This window comes from Halobiforma nitratireducens JCM 10879, assembly GCF_000337895.1.
GTDB lineage: Archaea > Halobacteriota > Halobacteria > Halobacteriales > Natrialbaceae > Natronobacterium > Natronobacterium nitratireducens.
Map to the genome: position 1 here is coordinate 1 of NZ_AOMA01000089.1, position 12,537 is coordinate 12,537.

Annotated in this window: 15 protein-coding genes; 5 read left to right on the forward strand and 10 right to left on the reverse strand. The window is 64.4% G+C overall.

Annotated features, from left to right (window positions below):
* The 5 genes from C446_RS08780 to C446_RS08800 form a co-directional block, all read right to left on the reverse strand.
* On the reverse strand, positions 1-1,106 hold a 1,106-nt coding region (locus C446_RS08780), incomplete at its 3' end, for a DUF7282 domain-containing protein (protein WP_455349933.1).
* Between the two features lie 188 nt (positions 1,107-1,294).
* Positions 1,295-1,795: a helix-turn-helix transcriptional regulator gene (locus C446_RS08785; RefSeq protein WP_006672732.1), complete on the reverse strand. Its 501-nt coding sequence runs from the start codon at positions 1,793-1,795 to the stop codon at positions 1,295-1,297.
* Between the two features lie 145 nt (positions 1,796-1,940).
* Complete coding sequence (locus tag C446_RS08790; RefSeq protein WP_006672733.1) at positions 1,941-2,186, reverse strand: hypothetical protein; 246 nt, start codon at positions 2,184-2,186, stop codon at positions 1,941-1,943.
* Between the two features lie 234 nt (positions 2,187-2,420).
* The gene (locus C446_RS08795) at positions 2,421-2,774 is read right to left on the reverse strand and encodes a hypothetical protein (protein ID WP_006672734.1); all 354 of its coding nucleotides are present in this window, start codon (positions 2,772-2,774) and stop codon (positions 2,421-2,423) included.
* Positions 2,775-3,042: 268 nt separating this feature from the next.
* The gene (locus C446_RS08800; RefSeq protein ID WP_006672735.1) at positions 3,043-4,032 is read right to left on the reverse strand and encodes an NAD-dependent epimerase/dehydratase family protein; all 990 of its coding nucleotides are present in this window, start codon (positions 4,030-4,032) and stop codon (positions 3,043-3,045) included.
* Positions 4,033-4,382: 350 nt separating this feature from the next.
* Here C446_RS08800 and C446_RS08805 point away from each other — a divergent pair, with 350 nt between their 5' ends.
* From C446_RS08805 to C446_RS08825, 5 genes are all read left to right on the forward strand, one after another.
* Complete coding sequence (locus C446_RS08805; protein WP_006672736.1) at positions 4,383-5,360, forward strand: substrate-binding domain-containing protein; 978 nt, start codon at positions 4,383-4,385, stop codon at positions 5,358-5,360.
* Entirely contained in the window at positions 5,360-6,148 is a 789-nt protein-coding gene (locus tag C446_RS08810; RefSeq protein ID WP_006672737.1) for an ABC transporter permease, read from the forward strand. The genes C446_RS08805 and C446_RS08810 overlap by 1 nt, the downstream gene beginning before the upstream one ends.
* The gene (locus tag C446_RS08815) at positions 6,132-6,908 is read left to right on the forward strand and encodes an ABC transporter ATP-binding protein (RefSeq protein ID WP_006672738.1); all 777 of its coding nucleotides are present in this window, start codon (positions 6,132-6,134) and stop codon (positions 6,906-6,908) included. The genes C446_RS08810 and C446_RS08815 overlap by 17 nt, the downstream gene beginning before the upstream one ends.
* A gap of 68 nt (positions 6,909-6,976) precedes the next feature.
* Positions 6,977-8,347 (forward strand): allantoinase AllB, encoded by a 1,371-nt coding sequence (gene allB / locus C446_RS08820; RefSeq protein WP_006672739.1) that lies wholly within the window; start codon positions 6,977-6,979, stop codon positions 8,345-8,347.
* Positions 8,348-8,476: 129 nt separating this feature from the next.
* The gene (locus C446_RS08825; RefSeq protein WP_006672740.1) at positions 8,477-8,716 is read left to right on the forward strand and encodes a hypothetical protein; all 240 of its coding nucleotides are present in this window, start codon (positions 8,477-8,479) and stop codon (positions 8,714-8,716) included.
* 98 nt (positions 8,717-8,814) lie between these two features.
* Here the strand turns inward: C446_RS08825 and C446_RS08830 are convergent, their stop codons facing one another.
* The 5 genes from C446_RS08830 to C446_RS08850 all read right to left on the reverse strand — a co-directional run bounded on the left by C446_RS08830 (position 8,815) and on the right by C446_RS08850 (position 12,485).
* On the reverse strand, positions 8,815-9,891 hold the full coding sequence (locus tag C446_RS08830) for a quinone-dependent dihydroorotate dehydrogenase (protein WP_006672741.1): 1,077 nt from the start codon (positions 9,889-9,891) through the stop codon (positions 8,815-8,817).
* A gap of 82 nt (positions 9,892-9,973) precedes the next feature.
* Complete coding sequence (locus tag C446_RS08835; protein ID WP_006672742.1) at positions 9,974-11,158, reverse strand: thiolase family protein; 1,185 nt, start codon at positions 11,156-11,158, stop codon at positions 9,974-9,976.
* A 42-nt stretch (positions 11,159-11,200) separates the two neighbouring features.
* Complete coding sequence (locus C446_RS08840) at positions 11,201-11,560, reverse strand: (2Fe-2S) ferredoxin domain-containing protein (protein ID WP_006672743.1); 360 nt, start codon at positions 11,558-11,560, stop codon at positions 11,201-11,203.
* A complete protein-coding gene (locus tag C446_RS08845; RefSeq protein ID WP_006672744.1) occupies positions 11,557-12,303 on the reverse strand; it encodes a CbtA family protein in 747 nt (248 codons plus the stop codon). Before C446_RS08845 ends, C446_RS08840 begins: the two co-directional genes overlap by 4 nt.
* Positions 12,303-12,485 (reverse strand): CbtB domain-containing protein, encoded by a 183-nt coding sequence (locus C446_RS08850; RefSeq protein WP_006672745.1) that lies wholly within the window; start codon positions 12,483-12,485, stop codon positions 12,303-12,305. The genes C446_RS08845 and C446_RS08850 overlap by 1 nt, the downstream gene beginning before the upstream one ends.
* Between the last annotated feature and the right edge of the window lie 52 nt (positions 12,486-12,537).

The window sequence follows — 12,537 nt, forward strand, 5'->3', positions numbered from 1 at the left end:
AAGACGGTCGCGTCACCGATCGTGATCTCCGTCAGGGGCTCGTGCTCGTCGACATCGTTCGGTTCGTCGTCCTCGAGTTCGTCGTCGTTGTCGACATCGTTCGGTTCGTCCTCGTCATCGACTTCCTCCGGTTCTTCCTCGAGGTGGTCTCCGAGTTGCGTGACGGTCGCCTGCTCGATCGAAACGTCGATCTGGCCGTCGAATTCGACATCCTCGAGGCCGTTCTCGTCGATATCGTCCACTTCGTCGTCGTCCATCTCATCGTCGTCCATCTCATCGTCGTTCACCTCGTCGTCGTTCACCTCGTCGTCGTTCAGATCGTTCTCGTCTTCGATCGGCATTTCGTCGACGCCGTCGATGTACGTGAACACGGTCGCCTGTTCGATGACGACGTCGATCGCTACGTCGTCGGGTAGTTCATCGACAGGCTCCTCATCCACCGGTTCGTCGTCGACCGGCTCTTCATCAACGGGTTCATCGTCGACCGGCTCCTCATCCACCGGTTCGTCCTCGACGGTAACGGTCGCCCGGTCAGTCACCGGCTCCCCGTCCGCCGTCAGGTACGGAATGTCTTCCTGACCGTCGGTCTCGACGAAATCGAGTTGCTGGTTGTCGTTCGTGTCCCGGTGTGGCATCGCGAACAGCTCTTCGTCGGCCTCGAGCGGTTCGTCGAGTGCGATCTCGACGTTCTCGTGGGTACCGGGTTCGAGGTACTCCGAAGAGCCGATGACGCTCCCGAAGACGTCGTCGATGAGGAGCGTGCTGTCGTGGATCACCACGAAGCCACCGTTGGCCATCGTTACCTCGTCTACGACGACCGTTTCACCGTCGGTCGTCTGGGCTTCGAACGTAACGTAGGCGGCTTGCTCCTCGTCATCGTCCGGGTCGGGGTCGAGTTCGATCTCTTCTTCCTCAGCCGCTACGTCGTCGTCTTCCTCGTCGTCCTCGTCGTCCTCGTCGTCTATCTCGACCGGTTCCTCCTCTTGGATGTCCTGATCGACCGCAGCCGGTGCGCCGGCACCGGCGGCTCCAGCGACCATCGCCCCGCTCGAGCACACCATCATCACCGCGGTGAGTACTACGAGCAGTTGATTGCGTGCGTTCATTGTAACTGCCTGAAAGGCATGGGGAGGTCCACGGAGGCCCGCATAAACCGCTCCAACGCTTTCGAGGGGAAACACCGGACTAGACACGCCGCCGTGACCGTAGCGACAGTCCGCCCCGTCGTTCGATCCGGAAATTCCGAATTGCCTCGAGTACGCCGCTCCCAACCTCTAACTACCGACTACTGGCCCTACTCGCTTTGTGGCTGCTCCTGGGATTGTGAGGCCGTCGGTTCGTGGCCCGGCAAGCAGATCAGGTTCTCGCGTCCGAGCCTGAGCTTCGTGATCTGTCCCTCTTCCTCGAGTTCGGCCAGGAGGCGGCTGACTTTCGCTTTCGACCAGTCTACCGAGTCGACGATCCGGGACTGTTTCATTCGTCCGCCGTTCTCCTCGATGAGCTGTCGAACCCGTTCGCGGTCGGTCATGTACTCGTCGCCGGACGGAGTACGGTCGTCGTCGATCGGGTCGTGGTCCTCGAGCCGGTTACGGATCGCGAGAAGCCCACCCAAGAGAGCGAGTCCGATGATTCCCGCGGCGGCGACGGCGTGTGGCGTCCCGCCGAGCTGTCCTATCGACTCCCGCCAGTAAGAGACCGATCCGGGGAACCGGCGGAGAGCGCTGGCTACGGAGAGCCCACTCGAAGAGAGAGTGAGCGCAACGAAGCGACTCGAGTGTCGTCGGTGGATACTCATGGCATGTGACTGGACTAAACTGGTCGTCGCTCACTCGTTGCTGTACCGTCGTGACCGTTCTACAAAGTGTTTTTTATAATTCATTTGCTGTTGTTCATTATTCTGTATCTCACGAGGGATGACAGGTGCTGGTTCGTCTGACGGGTCACGAACTGGTCGACGGCGGTGACCAGTACGGGTCGGCCGTGCCGTCGAGGCCGACGTAGCTCCCAGCAGGCTGATCGATCGGTTGCCCGTCGTCGGTGGGACCGTCCGTTTCGTCCGGCGGATGATCGGACGGGTCGTCCTCGCCGTCGGTTTCCTCTTCGGGTGCGTCGCCCGGCCCGCCGCATCCGGCAAGGGCCGCGACGAGGGCGAGCGAGATCGCCGCGAGGACGAGTTGGCGTTTCATGCCGGGACGCAAGGGGCCGTTCGAGAAGGGGTCGAATAAACTCGGCCGGACGTTCGAGAGGATTAGCTCGGATTCGATCCGGGTTTAGCCGGTAATAGCGTTTTTCGATCCGTCTATCGCCCGCCACCGGACGTTCGAACTGGGCGTCCACGACGAACGGGTACACGGACGGTGGATCGACGACTGGTGTCACGCCGGCTCCGGTCGCGGGTATCAGGGAACCGCTCGAGGGTATCAGACGCCCGGAACTCCGACCGCTTCGAACCCGGTGAGACCGAGCAGTGCGAGTGCATAGAGGACGACCAGCACCGACACCCACGCGGCGAGCGTAATCGCTGCAGCATCGACCCAGCCGCCGGGATATCGGGCGTTGATCACCGCCAGATAGGCGACGAATACGAGCAACGGGCCAAGCAGTGGAATCCAGCCGAAGAAGAACCCGACGATAGCCCAGACCACCGCACCAATCAACGCGGTGATGATCGCGTACGTGTAGTCCTCGGCGTCGACGATGACTTTCGCGCCCGCGTAGATGCCGAGCGCACCGATCAACAGGCTGACGGCGAATACGATGAGGCTATCGATCATGCTCGGCGATGAGGCCGTCCATACCGATAGTTATCTCTCACGTACACGTACTGGATCGCCACCTTACTTCCAGAAACGTCGGCGCGCAGTTGCGCTGTCTCTCGAGTGCTCGTGGAAATCCGTTTGTACTGTCGGAACCACGGGACGGACCGACTCGAGGGAACCCCGCTGGGGGAGGGAGTGAGACGGTCGGTGGCCGCTAGTCCTGGTGGACTACGATGTCGTCGGTCGCGTACGGACGGATGTGCTTTCAGCTTCTGGTTCGGTGTCAGTGCCCACCATACTTCTCCTGGGAAACGATGGGACTGGCCGGCGACTCGGTACTCACGGGGTCCTCGTGAGCGACGAGCCCTCGGAGACCTGCTTCTAGCCCGACCCGGGACTCGAACCCGAGTTTGCGTCGAGCCTTCGAGACGTCGGCGGCGCTGTGACGAACGTCGCCGGGTCGCGGATCGCGGTGGACGATCGGGGACGAGGAGTTCGTTACGTCCCGGACCGTCTCCGCGAGTTCCGTGATCGAGGTTCGAGCACCAGTTCCCACGTTGTAGGCCTCGCCGACTTCGTCGGTCGTCGCGGCCGCGAGGTTCGCCCGCACGACATCGCTCACGTGGACGAAATCCCGGGTCTGTTCCCCATCGCCCTCGACCGTAATCGGTTCCCCCGAACGGGCCTGTTCGAGGAACGTCGAGATCACGCCGCTGTACGGGCCCTGCTGGCGGAGCCCGTAGACGTTGAAGTATCGAAGCGCCACGGTCGGCAGTCCGTACAGTTCCTCGTAGCGGCGAGCGTACTGGTCCAACGCGAGCTTCTGGATACCGTACGGTGACTGGGGTTCGGTCGACGCACTCTCCGAGATCGGCAACTCGTCTGGATAGCCGTACACCGCCGCGCTCGAGGCCAGTACCACCCGCGCGTCCTCCTGGCGGGCCTGTTCGAGCACGAGCAGACCGGCCTCGAGGTTCGTCCGATTGCTCCGGCGGGGTGCGTCGACGCTTCGGGTGACGGAGACGACGGCGGCCTGGTGAAAGATCAGATCGACGCCGCGGGCGGCCCGCTGGAGAGCCATCGGGTCGCGGATGTCGCCCTCGTAGACGGAAACGTCGTGATCGTCGGGCACGTTCTCCCGGCTGCCACTCGAGAAATCGTCGAGCACGCGAACGTCGTTCCGAGGCGCGAGCGTATCGACCAGGTGGCTACCGATGAACCCGCCGCCGCCGGTTACGAGTATCGTTCTGTCGCGGATCGCTGGCGTACCCATCGATCGACACGACCTCGACCGCGGCGTTTAGTATAACTCGCCTACCCCGGCGTAGCACGGTGCTACGGGTTCTTCGTGCCAGCCTGGAACCGATGGAACCGAGAGAGCGGATACGACCACTGGGGGTCGCATCGCAGGTGTCCGTAAATGGTACCGCTACCTACCACGGTCCCGAAACGGGACACAGGGGTGGCTCCCTCGGGATTCCGACGTTTCGCCGCCGCTGGAGGGGGTCGACGACAGTCCTGGCCGGATCATCACTCGGAGAATTACTATAGGACATCATAGAACGTGGTGACTATTTCTCTTACCCATACCGGTTCTTGAACAGGGGACAAACGATGGGGAGTATGAACCGACGAACCCTCCTGCACACCGCCGGTGGCGTCGCCGCTGGAACGCTAGTTGCTGGCTGCATCGGCTCGAGCGGACGAACCGTCACGGTCGATTACGCCTATTACAACCCGGTCAGCCTCGTGATACGTGAGCACGGCTGGCTCGAGGACGCGTTCGCGGACGCCGATGCCGAGGTTGAGGTCGAGTGGGTGTTGAGCCTCGGGAGCAACGACGCAAACGAGTACTCCCAGAGCGGCGAGGCAGCTGTCGCCTCGACCGCCGGAATCGCGGCGTTGATGGCGCGGTCGAACGGCGTTCCGATCCGGACGCCGTACATTTACTCGGACCCCGAGTGGACGGCGCTCGTCACGAAGTCCGAGTCGGCTATCGAGACCGTCGCCGACCTCGAAGGCAACTCCGTCGCGGCCACTCGGGGGACTGATCCGTACTTCTTCCTGTTGCAGGCACTCGAGGACGCGGGACTCACCGAGGACGACGTCGAGGTCGTCCACCTCCAACATCCCGACGGACAGACCGCGCTGGTCCAGGACGACGTCGACGCCTGGGCGGGGCTCGATCCGCACATGGCCGAACTCGAACTCGAACACGACGTCGATCTGTTCTTCCGTGAGCCGGGGTACAACACCTACGGCTTCCTCAACGTCCTCGAGTCGTTCCTCGAAGACCACCCCGAAGACCTAGAACGTGTCCTCGAGACGTACGAGCGCGGCCGGCAGTGGGCACTCGAGAACCCCGAGGAAACCGCCGGGATACTCGCGTCCGAATCGGAGATGTCCCGGCCGGTCGCCGAGCGTGTCTTCGTCGAGCGGAACGACCTCAGTCGGCCGCGTCCGGACGACCAGCACCGATCGTTGCTCGAGGACCTCGCGCCGATCCTCACTGCGGAAGGGTTGGTCGACGACGACGCCGATCCGGCGGAGAGTGTAGACGATCTGATCGACACCCGTACTGCGGCGGCGGTGATCGACTGATGGCGACGGTTCGTAAGCGGGCGCTCCGACGACCCGAACTCGATCTCGACCGGTTTCGGTGGCTGCTCGGGCTGGTCGTTCCGGCGATCCTGGTCGTTCTCTGGCACGTACTCGTCACCGTCGGCGTCTTCGCTCCCCACCAGCTTCCCGGGCCGCTGACAGTCGCCACGACGCTGTATAGCATGGCCGTTGCCGGCGAACTGACTGGCCACGTCGCGATCACGCTCCAGCGCGTCGCGGCCGGGATCTTGCTCGGCGTGAGCGTCGGTATCCTCTTCGGTGCCGTGACGGGGCTGTACGGGCTCGCCCACGACCTGCTCGATCCGCTGTTCCAGAGCACGAAGAACATCCCGTCGCTGGCCTGGGTGCCGTTGTTCCTGCTGTGGTTCGGTATCGGTGAGGGCGCGAAAGTGACCCTCATCGCACTCGGCGCGTTCTTTCCCGTCTACCTCAACTTCTCGACGGGGATCAAGGAGGTCGACCGGGACCTGCTCGAGGTCGCCGAAGTGTACGATATCGGCCGACTCGAGTCGTTACGGCGGGTCGTCGTACCCGCAGCGTTGCCGAGCCTGCTCGTCGGGATTCGCGGCGGGGTCGGACTCGCCTGGATGTTCGTCGTCGCGGCCGAACTCATCGCGGCCAGCCAGGGGATCGGCTTCCTGCTTTCGGACGGCCGGGTGATGTCACGGCCGGATGTCATCGTCGGCTCGATCCTGCTGTTTGCGTTCTTCGGCAACCTGTCCGATCTCGCCGTCAAGGGGGTGCAACGCCGTGTCGTCGACTGGTGACCGAGACCTCGAGCCGAGGGGCGGCGACGGAGCCGATTCCGACCAGCCCGCGCTAGAAGTTTCGGCGCTACGGAAGGCTTACGGCGACACCGTCGCGCTGTCCGACGTCGATCTCACCGTCGACCACGGGGAGTTCGTCACGGTAGTCGGCCCCTCCGGCTGTGGAAAGAGCACGCTGTTGCGCGTGCTCACCGGCCTCGAGGAGCGGTTCGAGGGCCGAGCCGAAATCGACGGCAGCGACGTTCGAGAAGGTGGTAGCGACGACGTTGGGATGGTGTTCCAGGAGCCTCGACTGCTCCCCTGGGCGACCGTCCGTGAGAACGTCGCTGTCGGTCTCGACGGACCGGACGACGGCCGCGTCGACGACCTCGTCTCGCAAGTCGGACTCGAAGGGTTCGGAGACACACGGCCGGACGAACTCTCCGGTGGCATGGCTCAACGAGTCTCGCTCGCTCGCGGGCTCGCGTACGAACCCGAACTGCTGTTGCTCGACGAACCCTTCTCGGCGCTCGATGCCCTGACGAAGTACGAACAGCAGGATTTCCTGCTCGAGGTCTGGAACCGTCTCGAGCCGACGGTCCTGCTCGTCACTCACGACGTCGAGGAGGCAGCCTACCTCGGCGACCGTGTGGTCGTCCTCGGCGATCAGCCCGGGACCGTCGAACGCGTGATCGACGTGGCTGTCGATCGGCCACGCGAGCGGACGGCCGACGGGCTCGTTCCGGTCCGCGAGTCGATCACCGACGCCCTGGGGGTCTGACCACAGTCCGACGGCGGCCCGAACGAGCAACCGAAGCTATATGCTATCGCCTCGGCAACCCCACGGCAATGACCGTCGATCTCGTCGTGTGCAACTGTACCGTCGTCACCCCTGCCGGTCGGACACCCGACGCGGGCGTCGCCGTCGAGGACGGCACGATCGTCGCCGTCGGCCGGAGCGAGCAACTGCCCGACGCCGACCGCGTCGTCGACGCCGAGGGAAACGTCCTCGTTCCGGGGATCGTCGACTGTCACATCCACAACCGCGAACCCGGCCTCGAGTACAAGGAAGACTGGGAAACCGCCACTCGCGCCGCGGCGGCCGGCGGTGTGACGACCGTCGTCGGGATGCCAAACACCGACCCCGTGATCGACCGGCCCGAACACCTCGAGTTGAAGTTCGAACGCGGTGAGGCTTCGGCCCACGTCGACTTCCAGAGCTACGCCGTGGTCACGAGCGAGAACCTCGAGTTGATCCCGGCACTGGACGAGACCGGCGCGCTCGGGTTCAAAATCTTCCTCGGCTCGACCGTCGGCGACGTGCCGCCGCCGTCCGACGGTGAAATCCTCGAGGCGATGGAGCGGATTCGGGAGACGGGCAAGCGACTGGGCTTCCACGAGGAGAACGGCGAGATCATCGACTACTACACCGAGACGTTCCAGGCGGAGGGGCGGAACGAGCCGATCGACCACTCCCACTCCCGGCCCGTGATCGCCGAACAGGAGGCCGTCGAGCGAATGATCACCTTCGCCGACGAGACCGGCGCGAAGATCCACATGTTCCACGTCTCCTCGGGATCGGCCGCCGAGGCTGTCGCACGCGGGAAGGAGATGGATGTGGACGTGACCGCCGAGACGACGCCGCACTACCTCTGGTTCACCGAGGAGGTAATGCGTGAGAAAGGCAACCCGGCACGAATCCAGCCGCCAATCCGGGACGCCGAGGAACGGGAGCGCCTCTGGGAGGTCGGGATCGACGACGGTGCGATCGACTGCTTCGCCACCGATCACGCACCCCACACGCCCGAGGAGAAGAAAGTCGACGACCCGTTCGGAAACACCTGGGACGCGACCTCGGGCTTCGTCGGCCTCGAGACCGAGGTGCCGGTGATGTTATCGTTCGTCGACGACGGCCGGTTTACGCTCGAGGAGTGGGTCCGCCGCCACTCGGCGCGGCCAGCCCAGGTCTGGGGAATGTACCCCCAGAAGGGATCGTTACAGGTCGGAACTGACGCCGACTTTACGATCGTCGACCCCGAGCGGGAGTGGACGCTCGAGGATAGTTCGGAACTGCACTCGAAAAACTGCGTGACGCCGTTCGTCGGCGAGTCCTTCACGGGGAAAGCAATCGCCACCGTGGTTCGTGGCGAAGTGGTGTACGAGGACGGGGAAGTCGTTGGTGAGAGCGGCTACGGGTCTCGAGTCGACGTGGACGGCTAATGGCAGGCCGGTCGGAGACGACAGGAGATCGGGTCGAACCCCCTCGAGTTCCGGACGTTCCCACCGAGTGAAAGGAACACACGATTTATATCGGCGTACCGCTCGTTCGGAGCGATGAGGGATCGACCCATGACTGCGACCGACGCTGACGCCGACGGCGACTCCGAGACGGACAGAACCGAACAACTCCGGTCAGTGTATCTCTCCGTGACCGACGGGAATACGGAGCCGACGGTCGAGACTCAATGCGAAGGGGCCAAAACTCGGGAGTTACGCGAAGCACGCGCCGAAGAGGCGGTCGGTCCAGCAGAACTCCACGGGCTCGACGACGCCATCGACGATCCCGATCCGTCGAACGCGCCGTCGTAACGCTCGATTTTCGTCTCACAGCGTAGACTCCGATTCGTGGCACTGGACCCTCGAGCAACGCTTCTGGTCCCGATCGAGTTCAGCCCCGGCCTCGATGCCTACGCGAGGTCCAGATCCGCCCCGACGGCCTCCTCGACCGACGAGAAGCCGTCGCGCTCGAGCAGCGCCGCCAGGCCCCGGTTGATCCGCTTTGCAGTCGAGGGACCATGGTAGACGAACCCGGTGTACAGCTGGACGAGCGACGCGCCCGCGCGAATCTTCTCGTAGGCGCTTTCGGCCGAGTCGACGCCACCGACGCCGACGATCGGGAGTTCGCCGTCCGTATGATCGGCGATCGTCCGGATCACGGCCGTCGACCGGTCCTCGATCGGCTTCCCGCTCAGGCCGCCCCACTCCTCGCGTGCGGGTGACTCGAGACCCTCGCGACTCGTGGACGTGTTCGTGGCGACGATGCCGTCGACGCCCAGATCACGAACGACATCGACGAGTTCCAGAATTGCATCTTCGGGTGAGTCGGGGCCGATCTTGACGAGAATCGGCAGGTCACGGTCGTTCTCGGCCGCGAGCGTCTCGAAGATTCGTTCGAGGTGCTCGGCGGAGGTCTCGTCGAACTCGTCGGGTGTGTTCGGACAGGAGACGTTGACGACGACGTAATCGGCAAACGGCGACAGTCGATCGAACACGCGCCGATAGTCCTCGATCGCCTCGTCCTCGCTCGAGGTGTTCATCTTGCCGACGTTGACCCCGAGTGGGACGGCGGGCGTCCCGTCGGCCTCGAGTCGGTCCTTGACGCGTTCCATCCCCTGGCCGTTGAACCCCATCCGGTTGATCATCCCGTCATCGTCCTGCAGGCGGAACAGCCGTGGCCGATCGTTGCCCTCCTGTGGATAGGGAGTGACGGTGCCGATCTCGACGAAGCCGAAGCCAAGCGCGGCGAGTGCGTGCGTTATCTCGGCGTTCTTGTCGAAACCAGCGGCGACGCCGACGGGGTTTGGAAAAGTCGAACCGAAGGCGTCGACCTCGAGTGTGGGGTGTTCGTAGCGGTAGGCGTACGACAGCGCCGCTTTCGTGGGTCGCGTCGACTGGGCCGCCCGGAGTGCCCGCTTGCCGAGACCGTGGGCCGCCTCGGGTGGAAGTTTGAACGCGAGGGGCCGAACCCGCGAGTACAGCGTCATTGGCGGGTGATGGGGGCGATGGATGGTAAACGTCCCGAAGTGACGTGGCTCGATCGGACACTCGGGGGGCTGGCAGCGACGGTCAGGCCGTCTCGAGCAGCGCCATGATCGCTCCGCCGCCGCCGACGCTCATGCCGACCATGCCTCTGCTGACATCGTCGTCGCGCTGGAGCTGGTAGGCGAGACTGGTCGCGAGCATCCCACCGGAGCCGCCGATCGGATGGCCGAAAGCGACCGCGCCGCCGAGCGGATTCATCCGCTCGCGCGGGATGCCGACCCGCTCCATTACGTACACCGACTGGGCGGCGAAGGCCTCGTTGATCCAGAAGGCGTCGACATCGTCGGCCCGAAGGTCGTTGCGCTCGAGCAGTCCCTCGACGACATCGCCGACCGCCTCGTTGAACTCGTCGGGGTCGCGGTAGACGAGATCGTAGTCGACCAGTCGGGCCATCGGCTCGAGGCCGTGTTCGTCGGCCGCGTCTTCGTCGGCCAACAGCACCGTCCCAGCGCCGTCGCTGAGTTTCGAGGCGTTACCGGGCGTGATCGTCCCGTCCTCGCGGAACGACGTGGGCAGTTCGGCCAGATCCTCGAGCGTGGAGTCCGGACGGTGTCCTTCGTCTCTCTCGACGACCTCACCACCGGTCTCGACGGGCACGATCTCGTCGTCGAACGTTCCCGATTCGATGGCGTCGGCGGCCAGCTGGTGGCTCTCGAGTGCGTACTCGTCCTGGGCGTCCCGTGGGATTCCCTCGCGGTCGACCAGTTGTTCGGTGATCTCGCCCATGTGAACGTCGAGGTTGACGTCCCACAGCGAGTCGAGGATCATCGAGTCTTTGATCTGTACGTCGCCGTGACGACGCCCCTTCCGATAGTCCGGGAGAATCCAGGGGGCGTTGGTCATCGATTCGAAGCCGCCGGCGATCGCAAACGCCGCGCGACCGGCGTCGATTCTGTCCGCGGCGAGCGTGATCGCCCGCAAGCCGGAGCCGGAAGCCTCGTTGACGGTCGTCACCCGCGTCGCGTTCGGCAGTGAGGATTCGACGACTGCCTGTCGGCCGGGAACCTGGCCGATGCCCGCCTGGATGGCGTTGCCGAGGCTGACCCAGTCGACCGTCGATCCCTCGAGGGCGACGCGCTCGAGCAGGCCGTCGATCGACGTTCGTGCCAACTCGACGGCATCGACATCGGCAAGCGAGCCGAGGAGGGTTCCGTGTGGCGTTCGGGCACCGTCTACCAGGACGACATCGGCGTCTGCACTCCGTGGCATAGGCGGCGCTACTACGTCAACCGAAAAGAACGTTTACGGTGATCAGGCGTCGTCGGTTTCGCCGTCGGCATCGGGTGACTCGTCGACCCGATCGGCATCGGGGCCGAATTCGTCGGTGAGGAGGGCCAGAACGTCGTCGGGGGACACGTCGGAGTACCACTCGTTTCGCGGCTGGATCGTGACTGCAGCACCGCCTTCGCTACAGAGCCCGAGGCAGTCCGTCGTCGAGACGCCGACGGGCGACCAGAACGCGTTACGCTCCCGGAGCCACGATTTCACCGCGTCGACCGTCGCCTCGGCGTCCGCGTCGGCACAACACGCGTGGTCGGACGAGCGATCGTGTGTACAGACGAAGACGTGAGCCGCGAGCCGCCGTCGTTGTTCGTCCGTTCGTCGGTTCATGCGACGTTCGAGTGACCCGCTCGAGTCCGATCGGTTGCGGTTCGTCGTCGGTCGCGTCCACGGAGCCGATCGACGGTAAACGCCAGGCCGAACCAGATGCCGGCCTGAGTCAGGACGGCGAGGGCCTGGTACGCGGCGACGAGGTCACCAGGGAGGTCGGGATGGGTGACAATCGACGGGGCGACAAGCGGGAGGACGATGGCGGTCGCGAGAAGGGGGACCGCACCGACCGTCACACCGAGGAGACGGCTTCGGGATGCCGTCCGCCGGTATCCACCGATCGCCGCGGCGGAGACGACTGCACCGAGTCCGACGAGCGCGACGTAGATACCGAGTCGCGCTTCGATCGTATAGAGTTGCTCGGCACCCGGAGCGGCGGGAGGCAATACGAGCCACGGAACCCCGGAAACGGTGACGAATCCCGCGGCTGCGAGCACGTACGGGCCAACCGCGTCGGTGCCGGGGAGAGCCGGCTCGAGGAAGTACAGCGCGGTAGCAAAGAGGCCGCCGAGCAGGATCGCCCAGAGGACGCCGCTGCCGGCGCTGACGATGGCGGTCGTCGTCTCCGAGACGGCATGGCCGTGGTCGTGGGAGTGTCCGTGACCGTGATCGTGTCCGTGGTCGTGTTGGGCCTCGTGGAGGTATTCGCTGAGCGGATTCCCGACGAACACCAGGTAGAGACCGTACGCGAGCCCCGTCGCGACGCCGGCGACGACGCCGCGGCGGAAGTAGTCTACGATCATCAGTGACAGGTGATTCCCGCGGCGTGGCGGAAGTTGTGCATTGCGTCGTGAGCGAGCGGTTCCTGCAGGAAGACGAGCGTGAACGCGATCGCCGCGCCGAACGCGAGGCCGGCGGCGGCTTCCGGAATCGACAGATCAGCTCGTGCCAGTGCTATGCGATCGGAGACGGTTTCGGTAGCCATGAAATCCAGGTTTCTCTACTGAAAGTCAGGTTGTAAAACTTGTGATCGACGC

Bases quoted from the DNA above. Each gene is read 5' to 3' on its own strand.
- C446_RS08790 (WP_006672733.1), bottom strand. From the start codon at position 2,186: ATGAAACGCCAACTCGTCCTCGCGGCGATCTCGCTCGCCCTCGTCGCG.
- C446_RS08785 (WP_006672732.1), bottom strand. From the start codon at position 1,795: ATGAGTATCCACCGACGACACTCGAGTCGCTTCGTTGCGCTCACTCTC.
- allB (WP_006672739.1), top strand. From the start codon at position 6,977: ATGACCGTCGATCTCGTCGTGTGCAACTGTACCGTCGTCACCCCTGCC.
- C446_RS08795 (WP_006672734.1), bottom strand. From the start codon at position 2,774: ATGATCGATAGCCTCATCGTATTCGCCGTCAGCCTGTTGATCGGTGCG.
- C446_RS08850 (WP_006672745.1), bottom strand. From the start codon at position 12,485: ATGGCTACCGAAACCGTCTCCGATCGCATAGCACTGGCACGAGCTGAT.
- C446_RS08825 (WP_006672740.1), top strand. From the start codon at position 8,477: ATGACTGCGACCGACGCTGACGCCGACGGCGACTCCGAGACGGACAGA.
- C446_RS08800 (WP_006672735.1), bottom strand. From the start codon at position 4,032: ATGGGTACGCCAGCGATCCGCGACAGAACGATACTCGTAACCGGCGGC.
- C446_RS08835 (WP_006672742.1), bottom strand. From the start codon at position 11,158: ATGCCACGGAGTGCAGACGCCGATGTCGTCCTGGTAGACGGTGCCCGA.
- C446_RS08810 (WP_006672737.1), top strand. From the start codon at position 5,360: ATGGCGACGGTTCGTAAGCGGGCGCTCCGACGACCCGAACTCGATCTC.
- C446_RS08805 (WP_006672736.1), top strand. From the start codon at position 4,383: ATGAACCGACGAACCCTCCTGCACACCGCCGGTGGCGTCGCCGCTGGA.
- C446_RS08830 (WP_006672741.1), bottom strand. From the start codon at position 9,891: ATGACGCTGTACTCGCGGGTTCGGCCCCTCGCGTTCAAACTTCCACCC.
- C446_RS08840 (WP_006672743.1), bottom strand. From the start codon at position 11,560: ATGAACCGACGAACGGACGAACAACGACGGCGGCTCGCGGCTCACGTC.
- C446_RS08845 (WP_006672744.1), bottom strand. From the start codon at position 12,303: ATGATCGTAGACTACTTCCGCCGCGGCGTCGTCGCCGGCGTCGCGACG.